The 22671-nt window shown below is 73.1% G+C and carries 20 protein-coding genes; all 20 read right to left on the reverse strand.

The window, feature by feature from the left end; genetic code table 11:
* Positions 1–714 (reverse strand): nitrate- and nitrite sensing domain-containing protein (locus tag DQW06_RS03505; protein ID WP_198662371.1); only part of this gene is annotated, 714 nt, incomplete at its 3' end.
* 305 nt (positions 715–1019) lie between these two features.
* A complete protein-coding gene (argH, locus tag DQW06_RS03510; protein WP_117197950.1) occupies positions 1020–2438 on the reverse strand; it encodes an argininosuccinate lyase in 1419 nt (472 codons plus the stop codon).
* A gap of 131 nt (positions 2439–2569) precedes the next feature.
* Complete coding sequence (locus DQW06_RS03515) at positions 2570–3103, reverse strand: arginine repressor (RefSeq protein ID WP_013154073.1); 534 nt, start codon at positions 3101–3103, stop codon at positions 2570–2572.
* Entirely contained in the window at positions 3100–4047 is a 948-nt protein-coding gene (gene argF / locus DQW06_RS03520; protein WP_013154074.1) for an ornithine carbamoyltransferase, read from the reverse strand. Before argF ends, DQW06_RS03515 begins: the two co-directional genes overlap by 4 nt.
* 2 nt (positions 4048–4049) lie before the next feature.
* The gene (locus tag DQW06_RS03525) at positions 4050–5258 is read right to left on the reverse strand and encodes an acetylornithine transaminase (protein WP_013154075.1); all 1209 of its coding nucleotides are present in this window, start codon (positions 5256–5258) and stop codon (positions 4050–4052) included.
* Positions 5255–6256, reverse strand: coding sequence for an acetylglutamate kinase (argB, locus tag DQW06_RS03530; protein ID WP_013154076.1), 1002 nt, complete (start codon positions 6254–6256; stop codon positions 5255–5257). The genes DQW06_RS03525 and argB overlap by 4 nt, the downstream gene beginning before the upstream one ends.
* Entirely contained in the window at positions 6253–7023 is a 771-nt protein-coding gene (locus tag DQW06_RS03535) for a bifunctional ornithine acetyltransferase/N-acetylglutamate synthase (RefSeq protein WP_013154077.1), read from the reverse strand. Before DQW06_RS03535 ends, argB begins: the two co-directional genes overlap by 4 nt.
* Complete coding sequence (gene argC, locus DQW06_RS03540; protein WP_117197951.1) at positions 7020–8048, reverse strand: N-acetyl-gamma-glutamyl-phosphate reductase; 1029 nt, start codon at positions 8046–8048, stop codon at positions 7020–7022. Before argC ends, DQW06_RS03535 begins: the two co-directional genes overlap by 4 nt.
* A 377-nt stretch (positions 8049–8425) precedes the next feature.
* Complete coding sequence (locus DQW06_RS03545; protein WP_117197955.1) at positions 8426–9847, reverse strand: FAD-binding oxidoreductase; 1422 nt, start codon at positions 9845–9847, stop codon at positions 8426–8428.
* A gap of 196 nt (positions 9848–10043) precedes the next feature.
* Positions 10044–10550 (reverse strand): MarR family winged helix-turn-helix transcriptional regulator, encoded by a 507-nt coding sequence (locus DQW06_RS03550; RefSeq protein ID WP_013154080.1) that lies wholly within the window; start codon positions 10548–10550, stop codon positions 10044–10046.
* Between the two features lie 247 nt (positions 10551–10797).
* Positions 10798–12024 (reverse strand): aspartate aminotransferase family protein, encoded by a 1227-nt coding sequence (locus tag DQW06_RS03555; protein ID WP_117197952.1) that lies wholly within the window; start codon positions 12022–12024, stop codon positions 10798–10800.
* 511 nt (positions 12025–12535) lie between these two features.
* Positions 12536–15022, reverse strand: coding sequence for a phenylalanine--tRNA ligase subunit beta (pheT, locus tag DQW06_RS03560; protein ID WP_013154082.1), 2487 nt, complete (start codon positions 15020–15022; stop codon positions 12536–12538).
* Complete coding sequence (gene pheS / locus DQW06_RS03565; protein ID WP_117197953.1) at positions 15022–16140, reverse strand: phenylalanine--tRNA ligase subunit alpha; 1119 nt, start codon at positions 16138–16140, stop codon at positions 15022–15024. The genes pheT and pheS overlap by 1 nt, the downstream gene beginning before the upstream one ends.
* Positions 16141–16326: 186 nt before the next feature.
* Positions 16327–17550, reverse strand: a complete 1224-nt coding sequence (locus DQW06_RS03570; RefSeq protein ID WP_071622442.1) for a HAMP domain-containing sensor histidine kinase — start codon at positions 17548–17550, stop codon at positions 16327–16329.
* Positions 17551–18086: 536 nt separating this feature from the next.
* Positions 18087–18938, reverse strand: a complete 852-nt coding sequence (locus DQW06_RS03575) for an RNA methyltransferase (protein WP_013154084.1) — start codon at positions 18936–18938, stop codon at positions 18087–18089.
* Positions 18939–18948: 10 nt separating this feature from the next.
* Entirely contained in the window at positions 18949–19320 is a 372-nt protein-coding gene (gene rplT / locus DQW06_RS03580) for a 50S ribosomal protein L20 (RefSeq protein WP_013154085.1), read from the reverse strand.
* A 161-nt stretch (positions 19321–19481) separates the two neighbouring features.
* Positions 19482–19676 (reverse strand): 50S ribosomal protein L35, encoded by a 195-nt coding sequence (gene rpmI, locus DQW06_RS03585; protein WP_013154086.1) that lies wholly within the window; start codon positions 19674–19676, stop codon positions 19482–19484.
* Between the two features lie 179 nt (positions 19677–19855).
* On the reverse strand, positions 19856–20440 hold the full coding sequence (gene infC / locus DQW06_RS03590) for a translation initiation factor IF-3 (RefSeq protein WP_081461740.1): 585 nt from the start codon (positions 20438–20440) through the stop codon (positions 19856–19858).
* A 400-nt stretch (positions 20441–20840) separates the two neighbouring features.
* Positions 20841–21677 carry a shikimate dehydrogenase gene (locus DQW06_RS03595; protein ID WP_198048803.1) on the reverse strand — a complete coding sequence of 279 codons (837 nt, stop codon included), beginning with the start codon at positions 21675–21677 and terminating at the stop codon, positions 20841–20843.
* A 12-nt stretch (positions 21678–21689) separates the two neighbouring features.
* On the reverse strand, positions 21690–22671 hold a 982-nt coding region (gene mltG / locus DQW06_RS03600; RefSeq protein WP_117197954.1), incomplete at its 5' end, for an endolytic transglycosylase MltG.

The raw sequence follows: 22671 nt of genomic DNA on the forward strand, positions 1-22671 counted from the left end.
GCCGTCGTCTGCGGCGGGACCGGGAGGGGCCATGTCGACGCGGTGGCGGGCGTCCGCGGTGAGCGCGACGACCTGTGCCTGCTGGAAGCGGTCGAGGGAGTCCTCGGCGAGCACGGCCGCGATGAGGGCGTCGGCCCGGCTGAAGCTCTCCTGGGCCCACATCAGGTCGGTGACGGCGGCGGCCTCGGCGGTGGCGGGCCCGTTGTCGAGGGAGCGGGCGGTGCCGGCGTAGAGGCGGATGCCCTGTCCGATCGCGGTGGTGTAGGCGGTGAGGGCTTCCTCGGGTGGACCGGGCTCGGCGAGGTTCTGGGCGCGCAGTTCCGTGGCCTCGGTCAGGGAGGTGAAGAAGTCCTCGGCGAGGGGTTCGGTGGCCGGGTCGTCCCGGTCGCCGATGGTGCCGCGCAGGTCGTGGACGGGGACGAGTGCCTCGTCGGTGCGCGAGGCCGCGTCGGACAGGGCGGCGCGGCCGTCCTCGGCGGGGTCGGCGAGGTAGGCGGCGCTCAGGCGGCGCTCCTCCTGGAGAAGGGTGAGCGCCGCGGCGAGCCGGATCCCGGCGCGGCCGTCGCCGACCGAGGAGCGCAGCGACACGGCCTGGACGAGCGTGGCCGTGCTGAGGACGACGAACAGCGCCAGGAAGGTGATGCTGGGGATCAGTACGATCCTGTTGATCTGAGCCCTGATGGCGCTGCGGCCGGTGCCTCCCGTGTTCCCCATTGCGTTCCTCCCACGGACTGGTCGCGGGCGCCTGCCGGACGTGGGTCGCACCGCACGACGCGCGGATGCGCCGGAAGTGCCGTGCACCGAGGGGTTCGTCACGGTTCGCACAGGGCAGACCACGCCTGGTGCCCGCAGACTCAGGACGCTACCGCACTCTCACGGCGGGTGCCGGGCGAATTCCAAAATGGGTGTGACGTGGGCACGGGGACCGTGGACGCGGTCGCCGGAGGGGGCCCCGCGAACGCGTACGGGCGCGCCGGCCCCGGGGGGGTCGGCGCGCCCGTACACGGCTTCGGCGGGGCTCAGGCGGTGAAGGCCTTGCGGTGCTCCTCGACGACCGAGCGCAGCTTCTCCAGCTGCTCGGCCACGCGCACGGGGGCGGTGCCGCCCTTGTCGGAGCGCGAGGCCAGCGAGCCGGACACGCTGAGGACCTCGCGCACGGCCGGGGTCAGGTGCTCTGAGACGGCGGCGAGGTCGTCGTCGCCGAGGTCGAGCAGGTCGATGCCGCGCTCCTCGCACACGCGCACGCAGGCGCCCGCGATCTCGTGCGCCTCCCGGAAGGGCACGCGCTCGCGCACCAGCCACTCGGCGATGTCGGTGGCCAGGGAGAAGCCCTGCGGGGCGAGTTCGGCCATCCGGTCGGTGTGGAAGGTGAGGGTGGCGACCATGCCGGTCATCGCGGGCAGCAGCAGGTGGAGGGTGTCCACCGCGTCGAAGACCGGTTCCTTGTCCTCCTGCAGGTCCCGGTTGTAGGCCAGCGGGAGCCCCTTGAGGGTGGTGAGCAGCCCGGTGAGGTCGCCGACGAGGCGCCCGGCCTTGCCGCGGGCGAGTTCGGCGACGTCGGGGTTCTTCTTCTGGGGCATGATCGAGGAGCCGGTGGAGAAGGCGTCGTCGAGTGTGACGAAGGAGAACTCCTTCGTCGCCCACAGGATGACCTCCTCCGAGAGCCGGGACAGGTCCACGCCGATCATGGCGGTGACGAAGGCGAACTCGGCGACGACGTCGCGGGCGGCGGTGCCGTCGATGGAGTTGTCCACCGAGTCGGGGAAGCCCAGCTCGGCGGCGACCGCGCGGGGGTCCAGTCCCAGGGAGGACCCGGCCAGCGCGCCGGAGCCGTAGGCGGACACCGCGGCGCGGCGGTCCCAGTCGCGCAGCCGCTCGACGTCGCGCACCAAGGGCCAGGCGTGCGCCATGAGCTGGTGGGCGAGCAGCACGGGCTGGGCGTGCTGGAGGTGGGTGCGGCCGGGCATGGCGGCGTCCGGGTGGGCCGCGGCCTGGTCGGCCAGGGCCCGCACCAGGTCCAGGATCTGGTCGGCGATCTGCCGGGCCTCCTCGCGCAGGTACATGCGCACGAGGGTGGCGATCTGGTCGTTGCGGGAGCGCCCGGCGCGCAGCCGCCCGCCCAGTTCGGTGCCGACCCGCTCGATGAAGCCGCGCTCCAGGGCGGTGTGCACGTCCTCGTCCTCCAGGACGGGGGTGAACGCCCCGGAGGCCACGTCGGCCTCCAGCCGGTCCAGGCCCTCGATCATGCGGTCCAGCTCGTCGGCGGTGAGCAGGCCCGCCCGGTGCAGGGCGCGGGCGTGGGCGCGCGAACCGGCGATGTCGTGGCGGGCCAGGCGCCAGTCGAAGTGGGTGCTCAGCGACAGGCGCGCCAGGGCCTGGTCGGGGCCGCCCTCGAAACGGCCTCCCCACAGGCGCAGCGCCTCGGGCTGGTCGGCCATGGTGGTCTCTCCTTGACGTGTGGTGCGGCGGTGCGGGGCCGGGGCCCCGCGTCCGCTCGGGTGCTACGTGCGCGGGCGCCGGTCGCGGGCCCGGCGGTCCCGGCGGGGGTCCGGGACGTCCTCGTACGAGGTTACGGTCTGCGGTCGGCCAGTCGCAGGAGGGCGGCGGCCAGGTCCTCGCCGCCCTGGGGGTCGCGGGAGATGACCAGGATGGTGTCGTCCCCCGCGATGGTGCCCAGGATGGCGTGGAAGTCGGTGTGGTCGATGGCCGAGGCCAGGTACTGGGCCGCGCCGGGCGGGGTGCGGACGATGACCATGTTGGCGGAGGCCTCGGCCGAGACCAGCAGGTCCTCGGCGAGCCGGGTCAGGCGCGCGCCGGAGACCTGTTCCAGGCCCAGGCTGTCGGGGCGGGTGCGCTGGAGGCGTTCGCCCCCCTCCCCCGGCAGCACGTAGACCAGGTGGCCGTCGGCGGTGCGGAGCTTGACGGCGCCCAGTTCGTCCAGGTCCCGGGAGAGGGTGGCCTGGGTGACCTGGACGCCCGCCTCGGACAGGCGCCTGGCCAGCTCGCCCTGGGACCTGACGTCCTCCCGGGTGAGGACGTCGGTGATCCTGGCGTGTCTGGCCGCCTTGGTCATCGGCGCCGTGCCGCCGTTCTCCGCCGTCATGGGCGGACGGCCCCGGGGTTGTCGCTGGCCTCCAGCAGGAAGGCGAGCAGGGCCTTCTGGGCGTGGCGGCGGTTCTCGGCCTCGTCCCAGACCACGCTCTGCGGCCCGTCGATGACCTCGGCGGAGACCTCCTTGCCGCGGTAGGCGGGCAGGCAGTGCAGGACGATCGCCTCGGGGTGGGCGGTGGCGAGCAGGTCGGCGTCGATCGCGTAGGGGCGGAAGGGCGCCTCGCGGTCGGCGGCCTCGTCCTCCTGGCCCATGGACACCCAGGTGTCGGTGGCCAGGACGTCGGCCCCCCGGGCGGCCTCGCGGGCGTCGGCGGTGACCGTGACCGACCCGCCGGTGGTGGCGGCGATCTCGGCGGCGCGCGCGACCACCGCGGGGTCGGGCTGGTGCCCCTCGGGCGCGCCGACGCGCACGTGGAGTCCGGCGGTGGCGCCGCCGAGCAGGTAGGAGTGGGCCATGTTGTTGGCGCCGTCGCCCAGGTAGGCGAGGGTGAGCCCGGCCAGGTCGCCCTTGTGCTCGCGGACGGTCTGCAGGTCGGCCAGGATCTGGCAGGGGTGGAACTCGTCGGTGAGGGAGTTGACCACCGGGACGGAGATGTGGGCGGCCAGGGTCTCCAGGTCGCTCTGGGCGAAGGTGCGCCACACGACGGCGGCGACCTGGCGTTCCAGGACGCGGGCGGTGTCCTCCAGGGGCTCGCCGCGGCCCATCTGGGTGCTCGCGGTGTCCAGGACCAGGGCGCTGCCGCCCAGGTCGGCCACGCCCACGGCGAAGGACAGCCGGGTTCGGGTGGAGGGCTTGTCGAAGAGCAGGGCGACGGTGCGCGGACCGGCGAGCGGCCGGTGGCCGAAGCGGTCCTTCTTCATGTCGTCGGCGAGGTCGAGGACCCGGGCCTGTTCGTCCGGGGTCAGGTCGTCGTCGCGCAGGAAGTGGCGGGTCACGGCTACTGCTGCTCCTTCGTCGCTGCGGCCTCGGCTGCGTCCAGGATGGTGGGCAGCGCCTCGATGAACAGGCCGATCTGTTCGGGTGTGATGACCAGGGGCGGGGCGATCCGGATCGCGTGCGGCGCCACGGCGTTGACGAGGAAGCCGCGGACGGCCGCCTGTTCCTGCACGTGGGCGGCGTGCGGCGCGGTGAGCTCCAGGGCCCGCCACAGTCCGCTGCCGCGCTGTCCGGCCAGCAGGGGGTGGTCGATGGTGTCGAGCTGCTCGGCGAGCAGGTCGCCCATGACCGCGGTGTGGGCGAGCAGGTTCTCGCTCTCGATGGTGTCGAGGACGGCGAGGGCCGCCGCGCAGGCCACCGGGTTGCCGCCGAAGGTGGAGCCGTGGTCGCCCTTGGCGAAGGCGTCGGCGTAGCGGCCGAAGCCGACGCAGGCGCCGATGGGCAGGCCGCCGCCCAGGCCCTTGGCGAGGGTGAGCACGTCGGGGCGCACGTCCTCGGCCTGGTGGGCGAACCAGAGGCCGGTGCGGCCGATGCCGCTCTGGATCTCGTCGAGGACGAAGGCGGCGCCGGTGTCGTCGCAGATCCGCCGGACCCCGGCGAGGTACCCCTCGGGGGCGGGGACGACCCCGGCCTCGCCCTGGGTGGGTTCGGTGAACACCGCGACGCAGTGCTCGTCGACGGCGTCGGCGAGGGCGTCCAGGTCGCCGTGGGGCACGAAGCGCACGTCCATGCCGAAGGGGCCGAAGGGCTCGCGGATGGCTTCCTTGCCGGTGAGGGCGAGGGCGCCGGAGGTGCGGCCGTGGAAGCCGTGGGACGCGGCGACGAAGTAGTGGCGGCCGGGCCCGGCGGCGCGCTTGACCAGCTTGAGCGCGGCCTCGTTGGCCTCGGTGCCGGAGTTGGTGAAGAAGACCTTGGCGTCGCCGCCCACGAGGCCGATCAGGCGCTCGGCGAGTTGGACCTCGCGTTCGTGGACGAACAGGTTGCTGGTGTGGGCGAGCGTGGCCGCCTGGTGGGCGACCGCCTTGACCAGTGCGGGGTGCCCGTGTCCGAGGCTGGAGACGGCGATCCCGGCGATGAGGTCGAGGTACTGGCGGCCGTCGGCGTCGTAGACCTCGCAGCCGCGCCCGAGGGTGAGGGCGATGGGCGGGACGCCGTAGGTGGGCATGAGCGAGGCGGCGAAGCGCTCGCGCAGGTGGGAACCGTTGGTCACTGTGCGCCTCCTGCGTTGGTGACGGTGGTGTGGTTGTCGCGCCAGGGGCGCGGAGCGTGGTCGTTGCCCGCGAGCAGGGCGGCCTCCAGTTCCTCGTCGGCGACCATGGTGCCCACGCCCTGGTCGGTGAAGACCTCCAGGAGCAGGGAGTGGGGCACGCGGCCGTCGATGATGTGGGCCTGGGGGACGCCGCCTTCCACGGCGTTCAGGCAGGCCTCCATCTTGGGGAGCATCCCCGAGGACAGGGAGGGCAGCAGCGCGCGCAGTTCGTCGGCGTTCAGACGACTGATCAGCTCGGTGTTGCTGGGGTAGTCGGAGAACAGGCCCTCGACGTCGGTGAGCACGATGAGCTTGCTGGCGCCCAGGGCCACCGCGAGGGCGGAGGCGGCGGTGTCGGCGTTGACGTTGTAGACGCCGCCGTCGTCGGCGCGGGCGACGCTGGAGACCACGGGGATGCGGCCGTCGTCCAGAAGCGCGGCGACGGCTCCGGGGTCGACCCCGGTGATCTCGCCGACGCGGCCGATGTCGACGGTCTCTCCGTCCACCTCGACGGTCTTGCGCACGGCGGACAGCAGGTTGGCGTCCTCGCCGGACATGCCGACGGCGAAGGGGCCGTGCTGGTTGACCAGGCCGACGATCTCGCGGTTGACCTGGCCGGTGAGGACCATGCGGACGATGTCCATGGCCTCGTCGGTGGTCACGCGCAGCCCGGCGGTGAAGGTGGACTCCACTCCGGCGCGTTCGAGCTGGGCGCTGATCTGGGGTCCGCCGCCGTGCACGACGACGGGGCGCAGGCCCGCGTAGCGCAGGAAGACGACGGACTCGGCGAAGCGGGCCCGCAGTTCCTCGCTGATCATGGCGTTGCCGCCGTACTTGACCACGACGGTGCGGCCGTGGAAGCGGGAGAGCCAGGGCAGCGCCTCGATGAGGTGGGCCGCCTTGTCCAGGGCGTGGGCCCTGGCCGGGTCGTCGGTGGTGTGGGGTGAGCGCGCGATCATGAGTTCTGGGCCCGGTCGTGGTCGGTGGCGGGGGTGTCGGCGCGCAGCTGGGTGGCCAGCTCGGCCAGCACCTCGGTGAGCAGTGCGGCGAGGTCGTCCTCGCGGGGGGACGTGCCGCTGGCTCCGCTGGCCATGAGCAGCACGGTGTCGTTGGCGGCGGTCAGGGGGCCGAGGGAGGCCGCGACGGCGTCGGCGAGCAGGCGCCGGCACTGGTCGGCGGTGACGTCGGCGTCGGTGGTGAGCACGCACAGCGCGGTGGACAGGGAGGCGTCCGGGCCCTTGGCCATGGCGCCGACGGTGTAGCCGTCGCCGCGCCGGAAGGCGATCTTGGCGACGGTGTCGGTGGTGCGGATCGCGTCCGCGGCGTCCAGCCCGCCGCCGCGCGAGGCCTGGGCCAGGGCGGCCGTGACGCCCCGGAGCAGGGCGTCGGGACCGGTGCGCCCGCCCACGGGTCCGGCCGAGCAGAGCACGACCTCGGCGGCGGAGTCGTCGAGCAGGTCCGCGGTGTGCTCGGCGGCGGCGTGGACCTCCTGGAAGCCCGCGTCGCCCCCGCCGGAGTCGATGACGGCGGCTCGCACGCGCTCGCCGAGGAGGACCTGCTGGGACCACAGGACGGGGGCGGCCCTGTCCTCGGCGGCGGTGAAGACGGCTCCGGCGGCACGGGAGGGGCCGTCGTTGACGACCACGGCGACGTCCCGGGCGCCGCCGTCCCTGAGCCCGGCGGCGACCCCGGCCGCCCGGAAGCCCCGGGGCGCGGTGACACTCACGGGGCGACCGCCGCGAGCGGGAGGCCGGTGTCCTCGGGCAGGCCGAGGGCGAGGTTGGTGCTCTGGACGGCGCCGCCCGCGGTGCCCTTGGTGAGGTTGTCCAGGGCGGCGACGGCGACCATGCGGCCCGCGCCGGGGTCGACGGTGACCTGCACGAGGGTGGTGTTGGCAGCGAGCGTCATGGCGGTGCTGGGCCAGGTGCCCTCGGGGAGCAGGTGGACGAAGGGCTCGTCGGCGTAGGCGGTCTGGTAGGCCGCGCGGACCCGCTCGGCGGTGGCGCCCTCCTTCAGGGGCGCGGTGCAGGTGGCCAGGATGCCGCGGGGCAGCGGGGCCAGGACCGGGGTGAAGGAGAGCCTGACCGGTTCGCCGGTGACCGCGGTGAGGTTCTGGATGATCTCGGGGTTGTGCCGGTGGGTGCCGCCGACCCCGTAGGGGCTGAGCGCGCCCATGACCTCGCTGCCGACGAGGTTGGGCTTGGGCGCCTTGCCCGCGCCGGAGGTGCCCGTGACGGCGACGACGGTCAGGTCGGGCTCGACGAGCTGTTCGGCCAGTCCCGGGAAGAGGGCCAGTGTGGCGACGGTGACGTGGCAGCCGGGGACGGCGACGCGGCGGGCGCCGGCGAGTCGCTCGCGCTGTCCGGGGAGTTCGGGGAGACCATAGGGCCAGGTCCCGGCGTGCGGGGTGCCGTAGAAGCGTTCCCAGGCGGCGGCGTCGTTGAGGCGGAAGTCGGCGCCGCAGTCGACCACGAGGGTGTCGTCTCCGAGCTGCTGGGCGATGTCGGCGGACTGGCCGTGCGGGAGGGCCAGGTAGACGACGTCGTGGCCGCGCAGCTCCTCGACGGTGGTGGGCGCCAGGATCCGGTCGGCCAGCGGCAGCAGGTGCGGCTGGTGCTGGATGAGGGGGGTCCCGGCGTTGCCTCCTGCGGTGACCGCGCCGATGGAGATCTCGGGGTGTCCCAGGAGCAGGCGCAGCAGCTCGCCTCCCGCGTAGCCGCTGGCTCCGGCGATGGCCGCTGTGTGTCCCATGGTGGTGCCCCCTGATCAGTTCGACTGAACTATCATGCACTCACATGCAAATGTATGCAACCAGATTCGCCGAGGCCCCCGCCACTGTGCGCGGGGTCTCATGGCGACCGATCGGTGTGCTGGGAATGCCCCCGGGGCCGGGGCAGAGCGCTCCGGTGGCCGTCACCACGCGCCCGTGTGCGTACGGATTCCCCGTCCGCACCGGGGGTGCCCCTTTTCGGGCGGCCCCGGCCAGGCACCCGTAGAAGCCGGGCTGAGCCTGGAGCCAGCGCGGTCGGCGCGGGACCTCCCGGTGACAGCGACCACGCCCCCTGGAACCCGGGCTGGCGGGAAGGCCCCGGGGGCTGGCGTACGACCTCCCCGCGCCGCTCCCCGCGTCAGCGGCCCGAGATACGGGTGGCGATCCCGGCCAGACGCGAGGTGTGCGCCCTGTTCTCGGTCCGCGACTCGCGGCGGTCGGCGCTCCGGTACAGCCCGTGGATGACCTGCGTGCCCACCCAGCGCAGGGGCTCGGGCTCCCAGCCGCGGTCGCGGTGGCCCACCCACGGCAGGCGGGTCAGGTCGGTCTCGCGGCGCAGGACCAGGTCGCGCAGGGTGCGCCCGGCCAGGTTGCTGGCGGCCACGCCGCTGCCCGCGTAACCGCCCGCCCAGCCCAGGCCGGTCTCGGCGTCCAGGTGCACGGTGGGACGCCAGTCGCGCGGCACCCCCAGCACACCGGACCAGGCGTGCTCGACCGGCACGTCGGCCACATCGGGGAACATGCGGGTGAGCGCCCGCCACAGTTCGGCGATGGCCTGCGGCTGGGTGGCGCCCTCCTCCTCCTGGGCCGAGCCGAAGCGGTGCGGGACGCCGCGCCCGCCGATCGCGATGCGGTCGTCGGCCGTGCGCTGGGCGTAGACGTGGGAGTGGGCGGTGTCGCCCAGCAGCTCCCGGCCCTCCCAGCCGATCTTCTCCCAGAGTTCGGCGGGAACGGGCTCGGTGACGATCATCGAGGAGTTCACCGGCTGCCAGTCGCGGCGCTGTCCGCGCAGGGTGGAGGTGAAGCCCTCGGTGGCGCGCACGACGTGGTCGGCGTAGACGGTGCCGTGCCCGGTGACGACCGCCGGGCGGGCCGCGCCCTGGCGGGGGCGGATCTCCTCCACCTCGGTGCCCTCGAAGAGGGCCACGCCCAGGTCCTCCACCACCCGGGCCAGCCCCGTGACCAGCTTGGCGGGCTGCACGCGGGCGGCGTGCGGCGAGTAGGCGCAGGCGACGGCCCCCGACACAGACAGCCGGGGCTCGTGCTCACCGTCGAGCAGGTGGATGTCGTCGGGCCAGTAGCCCCACTCCTGGAGGTACTCGATGTCCTCGGCCAGGCGCTGGCGCTGGGCGGCGTTGGTGGCCACCAGGCGCATGCCGCCGCGGACGACGTCGGCGTCGACGCCCTCGGCCTCGGCGACCGAGACCACCTCGGTGACGGTGTCCATCATCGCCCGCTGCAGGGCGACCATCGCGGCCTTGCCGTGTGACTGCGCGTAACGCTCGCGGGAGCCCGCGAACTCCGCGGACAGCCACCCTCCGTTGCGGCCCGAGGCGCCGAACCCGGCGAACTCACGTTCGACCACCGCCACGCGCAGGTCCGGCTGCTCCTTCTTGAGGTAGTAGGCGGTCCACAGGCCCGTGTACCCGGCTCCGACCACGCAGACGTCGTAGTCAGCGGTGCCGGGCAGGGGTGCGCGGCGCTCGGGGAGCCCGGTCTCGCGGAACCAGAAGGAGACGCCTCCGTTGGCGAAGCGCGAGGACCGTGGAATCGCTCTCATCTGCGCGGCAGTGGTGAACAGACCCATGTTTCCCCCCGAAAAACTGTGCGCTCACGGTCCACCCCGCGGGACCCACGAACTTCCGCCAACCTACACGGGAACGGCGGCCGGTGGGATGTCCTCCCCGCCTTCGGGTCCGGTGGCGCACCGGCGGGGCGTGGATTCGGCTACCCAGAGTTCCGACACGAACGCGCCGTCAGCAGCAGGAGCTGTCACGGAGCGTACGCGCGATGGCGGCGAGCCGGCGCACCCCGTCCTCGCCGAGCGGGCCCAGGACGTGTTCGCGCAGCCGCTCGACGTGTCTGGTGCGCGCCTGGCCGATGAAGTCCAGGCCGCTGTCGGTGAGGACGGCGTAGACGACCCGGCGGTCCGAGGCGCAGTTCTCCCGTTCCAGGTAGCCCTCGCGCTCCAGGCGGTCCGCGAGCTTGGTGAACCCGCCCGTGCTCAGGCTGACCTCACGGGCCAGGCGGCTCATGGGCAGCCGGTGGCCGGGTGTGCGCTGGAGGCGTATGAGCACCTCGAACCACGGTCCGGCCATGTCCTTGCCGTCCGGGGTGATGCCGCCCAGGAGCTTGGGCTGAACGACGTTCATGGCCTCGTGGACCAGCCCCCATGCGGTGATGAGGTCGTCGTCGCTCGTCGCGCCGCCCGCGTCACCCGCCCCGCTCGCGCCGCCCGTGGCCTCCATCGGCTCTGTGGTCATGTCCGCTCCCTGTCCCTCCCCGGGGCGGACGCCGACGCGCATCCAACCCACAAGAAATATCTTCCCAGTAAATTTTACTCGACGCGGAACGTTTCGCCCAGTGGATTTGTCCCGAACACGTCACACCCGGCGCACGGGGTCGCGCACCGGGTCGGGAAGGCGGCTGTGGGAAGGGGTCGGAGGAGGGCGGTCGTGGAACGAGGTTTCCTCCACGGGGCCCCGCCGACGACACGGCGGGGCCCCGCGGTCAGTGCCGGGCCGCGACCGCGTCCAGCGCGGCCGACAGGGTGGACACCATGTGGTCGATCTGCTCCCAGGTGATGATGAGCGGCGGCGAGACGAGCAGCGCCGTCGGGATCGGCCGTACGATCACACCGCGGGCCCGCGCCTCGGCGAACACCTCCTGGGTGGTGATCCCCCGCCCGTTCAGTGCCTCCTCGGTGAGTTCCACCGCGCCCATGACGCCCAGGCCCGAGCGGACCTCGGCCACCACCGGGTGGTCGGCCAGGCCGCGCAGGGCGCCGTCCAGCTGGCGCTCGATCTCCAGCGACACCGTGAACAGGTCCTCGCGCTCCAGGATGTCCAGGTTGGCCATCGCCGCCGCGCACGCCGTCGGGTGCCCGGCGTAGGTGGTTCCGTGCAGGAACGGGTTGCCCTCGCCGTTGTAGAAGGGGTCGGCCACGCGTCCGCTGACCACGACGCCGCCCAGCGGCAGGTACCCGCTGGAGACGCCCTTGGCGAAGACGATCATGTCCGGGTCGACACCGAAGCGCTCGATGCCGAACCAGTTCCCCAGCCGGGCGAAACCGCAGATGACGCTGTCCACGACGAACAGCACGCCGTACTTGTGGCAGATCCGCGACACCTCGGCGAAGTAGTTCTCCTCCGGCAGGAAGACCCCGCCCGCGCCGACCACCGGCTCGGCGAAGAAGGCCGCGACCCGCTCGGGGCCGACCCTGAGGATCTCCGCCTCCAGGGCCTCGGCCGAGTCGTGGGGCACCACGGAGGTGTCCTCGACCAGCCTGCCGTAGCCGCTGCGGAACCGGTCCATGCCCGAGATGCTCGTGCCGAACCCGTGCAGACCGTGGTAACCGCCGGTCCGGCTGATCAGGTGGGTGCGCCCGGGCTGGCCGGTCACCGCCCAGTACCGCCGCGCCAGCTTGGCGGCCGTGTCGATGGACTCCCCTCCCCCGCAGGTCAGGATCACCCGCGGGTCGGCCACCGGGGCGTGCGAGGCCAGGCGTTCGCACAGTTCCACGGCGGGCCCGTTGGCGAAGTCCCCGTAGACCGTGTAGGCGTCCAGGGTGCTGATCTGGCGGTGGACCGCGTCCGCGATCTCGGTACGGCCGTGGCCGACGTTGCAGTACCAGAGGCTGGCCGTACCGTCCAGGTAGCGGTCCCCGGAGCTGTCCCAGAGCCACACGCCCTCGGCGCGGGCCACCATGAACTCCGGACCCCTGACCACCGTGTTCATATCGCAGAAGGTGTGCCAGAGGCGGCTGGGCTCCCGCTGTTGCGTGGGAGTGAGTGCGGACGAGACAACCGTTTCGGTCATATGGCGACCTCCGAGCCGTGTCATGCGCGAGAGCGCAGTGGAAAACTCAGGTTGATCCAGCCTGCACACGGGCGCCCGTTGGTGGCAGGTGCTTGCAGGCTAAGCGTGCGACCCGCCTCACAGCAAGAGCCAAAACGAAGATCCATGCCCCGAAACACAAACTTCATGCCGGCTACCCTCGGGGGTCGGCGCTAAAACCCTTGCTGGTCTGGAAAAACTCGCCGAAAAACAATCTGGAATCCGGGCCCGCCGCCGGAGCTTTCACCGATACGGCTGGCGTGGCGTGACGGTGTGCGACCCGCGCGCCACACGCGGCGCGCGGCCCCGCGTACACACGAGGGCGGGGCCGGCCACCCCGTACTCGGGAAGTGACCGGCCCCGCCCTGACCCAAACACCCGCGCCTCGACCGCGCGGAACAGGCCTTCCCCGTCAGCCGCGCAGGACGGCACCCGTGCGCTCGGTCGCCAGGGCGACGGCCGCGTCGCGGGCCGCTCCGGCCTCCTCCGCCGTCAGCGTCCGGTCGGCGGCCCGGAAGCGCAGGGCGAAGGCCACCGACTTGCTGCCCTCGCCGACCTGGTCGCCGGTGTAGACGTCGAACAGGCGCACGCTCTCCAGCAGTTCACCGGCGCCCTCGGCCAGCGCGGCGCTGACCCGCCCGACCGGCACCGAGGAGTCCACGACCAGGGCCACGTCCTGCGTGGCCACCGGGTACGTGGAGATCTCCGGCGCGGTGACCGGGGTGCGGGCCCGCTCGATCCGGTCGAGTTCGACCTCCACGGCGGCCGTGCGCTCGGGCAGCCCGAAGGCCTGGACGGTGCGCGGGTGCAGCTCTCCGGCGTGGCCCACGAGCAGGCGCTCCCCGTCCACGCGCACGTACAGCGCGGCGCAGCGGCCCGGGTGCCACGGGGCGTGCTGGTCGGCCTCGACCTCCAGCTCGACCCCCGCCACGCGGGCGACGTCGCGCGCGGTCTGGACCGCGTCGGCCCAGCCGGCCTCCCGGCCCGGGCCCCACCATCCGGCGCGTTCGGCGTGGCCGGAGATCACCGCGCCCACCCGGCGCGGCTGGTCCGGCAGGGCCGCCTCGATCCGGGCCAGCTCCTCGGCGTCGGGCCCGCGGTCCACCGCGAGCATGGGCGCGCGGGGGGCGCCGGGCCTGGGCCGGTAGACCAGGCCCGTCTCGTACAGGGCCACGTCGGTGAACCCGCGGCCCGTGTTGCGGGCCAGCGCCTTGAACAGCCCCGGCAGCAGCGTGGTGCGCAGCAGCGGCTCGCCCTCGTTGAGCGGGTTGGCCAGGCGCAGGGCGTCGCGGCGGTCGTCGTCGGCCGCCAACTGGAGGCCGTCGAGGTCGCGTTCACCGACGAAGGGGTAGTTCAGCACCTCGTGGAAGCCGGTCCCGGCCAGGGCGCGGCCGACCGCGCGGCGCAGACGCTGGCTCGCGGTCAGGCCGCGGCCCGAGGCGCGCGGGCGGATCGAGGGGATGTTCTCGTAACCCTCGAAGCGGATGACCTCCTCGGCGAGGTCGTTGGGGTCGGTGATGTCGGGTCGCCAGCTGGGCGGAACGACCCTCAGCAGGTCCCCGTCGGCCTCCACCTCGCAGCCGACGGCGCGCAGCCAGCGCTGCGTGGTGCCCTCGGGGTAGTCCACCCCGGCGACGGCGCCCGCGTGGGAGGCCCGTACCGTGACCGGCTCGCGCGCGGCGGTGCGGTCCAGGTGGGTGTAGGCGGTCTCGACGGTGGCGCCGCCCAACTCCGCGAGCAGTTCGACCGCGCGTGTGGCGGCGGCCAGCTGCACGGCCGAGTCCACGCCCCGCTCGAAGCGGCGGGAGGACTCCGAGGACAGCTGGTGGCGCCGCGAGGCGCGGGCGATGTGCATGGCGTCGAAGTGCGCGGCCTCGACCAGCACCTCGGTGCTGGTCAGGGAGATCTCCGTGGTCAGGCCGCCCATGACCCCGGCGATGTTGACCGGGCCGCTGTCGTCGGCGATGACGATGTCGTCGGTGTCCAGGGAGCGCTGGACGTGGTCCAGGGTCTCCAGCTTCTCCCCCGCCTCGGCGGCGCGCACCCGCAGGGCCCCCCGCAGCTGGGCGCGGTCCCAGGCGTGCAGCGGCTGGCCGAGTTCGAGCATCACGTAGTTGGTGACGTCGACGGCCAGGGAGATGGGGCGCACGCCGCACTGGTGCAGGCGGCGCTTCATCCACAGCGGGCTGGGCGCGTCGGGGTCGAACCCGGTGGCGCCGCGCAGGACGTAGCGGTCGCACAGGGCCGGGTCGATCTCGGCGGGGTGGCCCTCGCCGCCGGACTCGGCGACGGCGACGTCGGCCGGGTCGTGGAAGTCCACCCCGTACAGCGCGGCGGCGTCGCGGGCCACGCCGCGCAGGGACAGCGCGTAGCCGCGGTCGGGCGTGACGGCGATGTCCAGGACGTCCTCGCGCAGGCCGAGCGGCCCGATGGCGTCCTCGCCCACCGCGCCGAAGCCCTCGGGCAGCACGATGATGCCGCTGTGGTCCTCCCACAGGCCCAGCTCGCTGGCCGAGCAGATCATGCCCGCCGACATCCGGCCGTAGGTCTTGCGGGCGCCGATCCGGAAGCCGCCGGGCAGTTCGGCGCCGGGCAGGCAGACCACGACCAGGTCGCCCTCGGAGAAGTTGCGGGCGCCGCAGACGATCTCCTGCGGCTCTCCGGTGCCGTTGGCCCCGCCCACGTCCACCCGGCAGTAGCGGATGGGCTTCTTGAACCCGGTCAGCTCCTCGATCTCCAGCACGCGGCCGTACACGATGGGGCCGGTGATGTCGGAGCCGAGCTCGTCGACGGTCTCGACCTCCAGGCCCGCCAGCGTGAGGCGGCCGGCGAGTTCGCGGGCGGTGGTGCCGACCGGAAGGTCGACGTACTCCCGCAGCCAGCTCAGGGGGACGCGCATCAGTTCTCACTCCCGAACGCCGAGGTGAAGCGGATGTCGCCCTCGACCATGTCGTGCATGTCGCGCACCCCGTGCGCGAACATCAGTGTCCGTTCGATTCCCAGGCCGAAGGCCCAGCCCATGTAGACCTCGGGGTCCACGCCCGCGGCGGTGAGCACGCGGGGGTTGACCACGCCGCAGCCGCCGATCTCGATCCAGCCCTCGCTGGAGCAGGTGCGGCAGGGCGCGTCCGGGTCGCCCACGGAGGCGCCCCGGCACACGAAGCACTCCATGTCGACCTCGGCGGAGGGCTCGGTGAAGGGGAAGTAGGAGGCGCGGAAGCGCGTGCGCAGTCCCTCGCCGAACACGCCCTCGACGTAGGCGTCGATGGCTCCGCGCAGGTGGGCCAGGGTGACGCCCCGGTCCACGACCAGGCCCTCCAGCTGGTGGAAGACGGGGCTGTGGGTGGCGTCGAGCTCGTCGGTGCGGAAGGTCTTGCCGGGCGCGACCACGTACACCGGCAGCTCCCGCGAGAGCAGGGCGCGGATCTGCACCGGCGAGGTGTGCGTGCGCATGACCAGGCCGGACTCGCCCCCGTCCGGGCCCTGCACGAAGAAGGTGTCCTGCATGGTGCGGGCGGGGTGGTCGGGCTTGAAGTTGAGGGCGTCGAAGTTGAACCACTCGGCCTCGACCTCGGGGCCCTCGGCGATCTCGAAGCCCATGCCGACGAAGATGTCGGCCACGCGCTCGGCGACGGTGGTCAGCGGGTGGCGGGAGCCGCGCGGCGCCCGGTCCCAGGGCAGGGTGACGTCGACGCGCTCCTCGATGAGCACGCGCTCGTCGCGCTCGGCCTCCAGGACGGCCTGGCGGGCCTTGAGCGCCTGGCCGACGTCGCGGCGGGCGCCGCCCACGCGCTTGCCCGCGTCGGCCTTGGCCGCGGGGGGGAGGGCGCCGATCTCACGGTTGGCCAGGGCCAGCGGGGAGCGGTCCGAGGCGTGCGCGAGCCGGACCTCCTTGAGTTCGGCGAGGTCGGCGGCCGCCTCGACGGCGGCCAGCGCCTCCTCGCGCATGCGGGCGACCTCGTCGGGGTGCAGGGAGGTCACCTCGACGGGGTCGAAGGAATTGTTCGGTGCAGACATGGTTGGTTGCCTCGCCGCCGACGTCCCCGGCTTGGGGGACGGGCGGCAGTCACGGTCCGCGGCGGGGCGGACGAAGCCGACAGGAAGAGCACAGGCGGATTTCGGGCGGGCCCGGCCGAGGACGTGTGTCACCGAGCCCGGGGCACGCCGTTGCGCCCACCGGGGAGGCTGGAGGGTCTGAGTGCCTCAGACGAACTCGGGTGCCCCGGCGGGCATGGTAAATCGGAACTCCGCGCCGCCGCTGGGGGCGCGTCCGACGGTGATCGTGCCGCCGTGGGCCTCGACGAGGCCCTTGACGATGAACAGTCCGAGGCCGGTCCCGCCCCGGCGCTTGCTGCGCCAGAACTGGCGGAAGACGCGCGGAATGGTCTCGGGCGCTATGCCCTGGCCCTCGTCGCGCACCGACACCGCTGTTCCTCCCTCGCAGGGCTCGATCACCACACTGACAGTACCAGCGCCGTGCCGCACCCCGTTTTCCACGAGGTTGGACAGGATCTGCTCGATCTTGTCGGCGTCGAGCCACATGCGCGGCAGCTCCCCCCTGGTCTCGACCCGGAAGCGCTCCTCCGGTTCGCCGGAGGCGACGCGGCCGGCGACGACCCGGCGCACGGCGTCGGGCAGGTCCACCACCTGACGGCGCACCTCCAACCGGCCCGACTCTATGCGGGAGACGTCGAGCAGGTCGTGGATGAGGCGGGTGACGCGGTCGGCGTCGGCGTTGACCGTCTCCAGCATGAACAGCTTCTGCTTGTCGGTGAGCCGTTCCCACTTGGCGAGCAGGGTCGAGGTGAAGCCCTTGACGCTGGTCAGGGGTGAGCGCAGTTCGTGGGCGACCTCGGAGACCAGGTCGGCGCGGGAGCGCTCGGCGTGCGCGGAGGCGTCCCGCAGGGTGACGACCAGGCGGACGAGCTCTCCCCCGGGACGGGCGCGCACGTAGCGCGCGGCGACGAGCACCTCGCGGTCGTCGGGCAGCAGGAGGGCGCGCTCGGCCTGGCGGACGCGGTCGCGCGCACCGCCGTAGGGGTCGCTGGCCTGCCACCAGTCGTTTCCGTCGACGCCCACGAGGGGCAGGACGGCGCGGTAGTCGCGGCCCAGGGCGGACTCGGCGGGGATGCCCAGGACCTGGGCGGCCTGGGTGTTGAAGAGTACGACGCGACCACGGGAGTCGGCCACCACGACGCCGTCGGGCAGGTCGTCGGCGTGCAGCGGAGTGCCGCCCGGTCCGGCGGGCGAGCCGCCGTCGACCTCCCACAGGGCCGCGGGGACCCGGTCGCTCGCACGGGGCCCGGGAGCGTTCTCGGCGGGGACGTCCACGGCCGGTCCGGCTCCGTGCCCGGGGTCGTCCGGGGAGTGAGCGGTCCCGCTGCCCGAGTCCTCCGCCGGGTGGTCCACCTGCCGGCCGCTGCCCACGCCTCTCCCCGCCCCCCTTGAAGGTCCACGACCACAGGCTCCTGGGCCGAGAACCGCTGACCGGTCGTATCCGCGACACCCGTGGACACCACCGCAGGTTGTCTACCCTGCACTTCCACCTGGTACGCCTCGCGACCCGGGAACGGGCGCCCGACGACAGACGAGCGTACAAGCCCCCCTGCGACGGCCCGTCGCCCGGGAACGGGGATCGCGGGCCTCGGCACACGGTGCGTGCTCACACCATGTCGTCAAGCCTGCCTTGTGGGACAGGAAGGACACGGCGTCGCACCCGCGACACGGGTAGCCCGTCGGGCCCCACGCGCGACGCGCATGGACCCTCCCGCGATCCCCAGGCCCCGACCCTATAGGCACGCGGTGCCGATGCACGTGCACTTCGGGCGAACCCGGTACCCGGAATCCGCACGGGCGCCGGCGGCCGGGCCCGTGCGCGGGAGTTCCGCGAACGCACCCACTCCGTTACGCACAGTCACTACGCGCGTCGTGAGCTGGGCCGATCCGAACCCGCCCGGCCCGGCTCAGGAACGCCGCTGCTGCCGCGCGGTGGTGTAGAGGCAGACCGCGGCCGCGGTGGCCAGATTCAGGCTTTCGGCCCCGCCGTAGATCGGGACGCTGACCGCGCCGTCGGTCAGGGCGACGGTCTCCTCGGGCAGTCCCCAGGCCTCGTTGCCGAACACCCAGCCGACCGGGCCGTCCAGGTCGCCGCTGTCGGCGACGGCGTGCAGGTCGCGCTGGCCGCTGCCGTCCGCGGCCCACACCCGCGCGCCCACGCCGCGCAGGAAGTCGACGGCGCGCGCCACGGGGACGCCCACGACCACGGGCAGGTGGAACAGGCTTCCGGCGGAGGCCCGCACGCACTTGCCGTTGTAGGGGTCGACGGAGGCGTCGGTGAAGATGACGACGTCGGCCCCGGCCGCGTCGGCGGTGCGCAGCACCGTGCCCGCGTTGCCCGGATCGCGGACGTGGGAGAGCACGGCCGCGAGGCGGACGTCGCCGACCCGCTCCAGGGGGACGTCGACGAACTCGCAGACGGCGATGACCCCCTGCGGGGTGACCGTCTGGGCCAGTTCCGACATCACGTCCAGACTGACCCTGTGGGTGGGCACGTCCACCGCGCGGGCGGCGTCCACCAGGTCGATGTGGCGCTGCATCGCCTCCGCGGTGGCGTAGACCTCGACCACGCCGGAGGCGGCCCCTCCGTGGGGGGACCGCCCCTGGGCACCGTCGACCGCCGCGGCCAGGGCCTCGCGCACAGCCTGCGGGCCCTCGGCGAGGAAGCGCCGCTCGCGTTGGCGGAAGGTGCGCTTGGCGAGCCGCCGAACCCCCTTGATCCTGGGTGAGCGGATGCTCGTGAACTCGTGGCTCGCCATCACCGCTCGCTTAGGCCGCGGCCTCGGCGGGGAGGGCCTTCTTGGCCGTCTCCACCAGGCTGGCGAAGGCGGCCTGGTCGTTGACCGCCAGCTCGGCGAGCATACGGCGGTCGACCTCGATGCCGGCCAGCTTCAGACCCTGCATGAAGCGGTTGTAGGTCAGGCCCTGGGCGCGGGAGGCGGCGTTGATGCGCTGGATCCACAGGCGACGGAACTGCCCCTTGCGGTCCTTGCGGTCCCGGTAGGAGTAGGTCATCGAGTGGAGCATCTGCTCCTTGGCCTTGCGGTACAGGCGCGAGCGCTGCCCGCGGTAGCCGCTGGCCCGGTCGAGGACGACCTTGCGCTTCTTCTTGGCGTTGAGAGCCCGCTTCACGCGTGCCACTGGAACTCCCTAGTTGTCTCTTCCGGCGCGCGCGGCGCGCCGACCGGCCCGGCTGCGTCGAACCCGGCGACCGTGTTGCTTCGGTGGTTCCCTCCCGGAGGCCGTCACCGCACCGGCCGTGACCGATGGGCGGGCGCTTCCGCGGAGGGGAGGGCCCGGGACTACTTGCCGAGCAGCTTGCGCATGTTCTTGGCGTCCGCGGGGGAGAGCACGGCCTCGTTGCCCAGCTTGCGCTTGCGCTTGGAGGTCTTGTGCTCAAGGATGTGGTTCTTGTTGGCACGGCGGCGCATGATCTTGCCGGAGCCGGTGACCTTGAAGCGGTCCTTGGCCCCACTGTGGGTCTTGTTCTTCGGCATGTCGCCGTCGTCTCCTACTCCGTCGGAGTGCCACCCGCCCGAGGGGGCGGCTGACACGGTTCTTCCGCTGCTGCGGCGGGGACACCGCGCGTCGGGGCGCCGCATCCGGGCCGTGCGCGCGCAGCCCTTCTCACCACCCGGTCCCTACCGGCGACCGGGCGGTGGAGGACTCCGCGTCGCTAGGCGTCCGTGCTCTGCTCGCGGCGGGTCTTGTCCCCCGCCGCCGCGCGGGCCTCGGCCTTGTGCTCGGACCGCCGCTTGTGCGGGCCGATCACCATGACCATGTTGCGACCGTCCTGCTTGGGCTGCGACTCCACGGTGCCGAGGTCCTGGACGTCCTCGGCCAGGCGCGCCAGCAGTCGGCGGCCCAGCTCGGGCCGGGACTGCTCACGGCCGCGGAACATGATCGTCACCTTGACCTTGTCACCGCTCTTGAGGAACCGCACCACGTGACCCTTCTTGGTCTCGTAGTCGTGCGGGTCGATCTTCGGGCGGAGCTTGATCTCCTTGATGATCGTGTTCGACTGGTTCTTGCGCGACTCGCGGGCCTTGACCGCGGACTCGTACTTGAACTTGCCGTAGTCCATCAGCTTGGCGACCGGCGGGCGCGCGGTCGGTGCGACCTCGACGAGGTCGAGGTCGGACTCCTGGGCCAGACGCAGGGCGTCCTGCACGGAGACGATGCCGACCTGCTCGCCGTTGGGTCCGACGAGACGGACCTCGGGCACCCGGATGCGGTCGTTGATGCGGGGCTCTGCGCTGATGAGACCCCTCCCTAGCTATGTCGATTACCTGGGACCGGTCGCCCGCCTGGTGGTGGACGGCCATGTGGACCGGGCCGCCCTCGTCCGTCGGGCCGCCGGTCGAGTCGGGGTCCGCATACAGCGAAAACCCCGCCAGCGTGTGCAAGCGGGGTGATCCGACCGGATATTCCCAGCGAGGTCGCGCGCGTGGACCGGGCACCCCGGACACGGGTGCTCGGTCGACGTAACGCGGCGCGGTCGATCGCCGGGCCGGAACCTACGCGGGCGGTACCCGGCAGGTGGGAGGATCATCTCCGCTTGCGGCTCCGGTGTGGGACACACCGGACCAAGTCGATACCTCATCGTACCAGTGTCCGGAGCCCGTTCGTCCCACCCGGCCGGGCGCCCTCTCCGGCCGCGCTCAGGCGGAGACGGAGCGGCGGGCCAGTTCAGCCTCACCGGCCGCGCGCATGGCCTCCACGGGCACGTCGTCCACACCGGTCATCAGGCGGACCTGCTCGACGGCCTGGTGCAGGAGCATGGGGAAGCCGCCGACCACGCGGCCGCCGCGCGCGGCGACGGCCGCGGCGGCGCGGGTGGGCCAGGGCGAGTAGACGACGTCGAACAGGTCTGCGCGCGAGGCGGCGAGCAGGTCGGCGTGGAGGTCGGCCGCGCCCGAGGGCAGGGAGGACACGACCAGGTCCACGTCCAGGTGCTTGTCCACCTCGGCGAGCGGCGCCACCTCCAGCGGGTGGCCCGTGCGGCGGGCCGCGGCGGCCACCTGCCCGGCCCGGGCCGGGTCGCGGGCCAGCACGGTGACCGGCGCGGTCAGGCCGAGCAGGCGCAGCGCGACGAGGGCGGAGGCCGCCGTGGCCCCGGCCCCCAGGACGACCGCGCTGCGGGGGGCGTCGGCCCCGGCCTCGGCCAGGGCCGCGGTGATCCCCGCCACGTCGGTGTTGTGGGCGTGCCACTCACGCCCGCGGTGGACGAGGGTGTTGGCGCCGCCCGCCTGGAGGGCCAGGTCGGAGACCGTCTCGGCCAGCTCCAGGGCGCGGCGCTTGAGCGGCATGGTCAGGGAAAGCCCGGCCCACTCCCCGCCGAGTCCGGCGAGGAAGGGCGCGAGTTCCTCCTCACCGCACTCGTGCAGGCCGTAGGACCACTCGTCCAGGCCCATCGCCGCGTAGGCGGCGGTGTGCAGGACCGGTGAGAGCGAGTGGGCCACCGGCGAGCCCAGGACGGCGGCGCGCACCGTTCCCATGTCAGCGTCTCCCTACCACTCGGCCTGGTTCTCGGCGACCATCTGGTTGTGCTCCTCCAGGGTGGTGGAGAAACCGGTGTGACCGTTCTCGGGGTCGACGAGCGCGAAGTAGAGGTAGTCCTCGTCCGCCGGTTCCAGGGCCGCCTCGATGGCGTCCTGTCCGGGGGCCACGAACGGCCCGGCGGGCAGCCCGGTCATGCCGTAGGTGCTGTAGCCGCGCGGGTCGGCCTCGCAGGAGGCGCGCTGCTCGTCGTTGAGGAAGGTGCCCTCCTCACCCAGGACGTAGAAGCACGTGCTGTCCATCTGGAGCTGCATGCCCTCCTCCAGGCGGTTGTGCACGACCGCGGAGATGAGGGGCATGTCCTCCTTGGTGCCGGTCTCGGCCTGGACGATGGCCGCGATCGCCATGACCTCGTTGGCGTCGTAGCCCAGCGCCTCGGCCCTGCCCTCCAGGTCGATCTCCTCGGCGACCTGGGTGTGCTGGGTGACCATCGTCTTGAGCACCGAGAGCGCGTCGGCGCCCGGGTCGAACCGGTAGGTGGACGGGAACAGGTAGCCCTCGGGCCCCTCGGTGGCGTAGTCGGGCAGGCCGAGTTCGTCGGTCTGGGCGTAGGCCGCGTCCAGCTCCTCAACGCTCAGGTCGGTGGCCTCGGAGATCCTCTCGAAGATCCCGTCCGTGCGCAGCCCCTCGGGGATGGTGACGCGTCCGCCGACGCGGCTGGCCGGGTCGAGCAGGGCGGCCACGGCGGCCTCGCCGCTCATGCCCTGGGCCAGGGAGTAGGTGCCGGGGGCCAGTCCGGAGCCGAGCTCCTCCTCGGGGACGGCGTCCAGCGCGTTGAGGAACGCGCGGGGGCTGGCCACGATCCCGGCCTCGGCGAGGTTCTCTCCCACGACCGAGCCCGCGTCGCCCTGCTCGATGACGAACACGGTCTCGCCGCTGCCCTGGCCGTCGAAGTCGGCGGGCAGGACGTAGGTGCGGATGACGGCGTAGCCG

The organism is Nocardiopsis sp. TNDT3, assembly GCF_003427465.1.
In the GTDB taxonomy this organism is placed as follows: Bacteria; Actinomycetota; Actinomycetes; order Streptosporangiales; family Streptosporangiaceae; genus Nocardiopsis; species Nocardiopsis dassonvillei.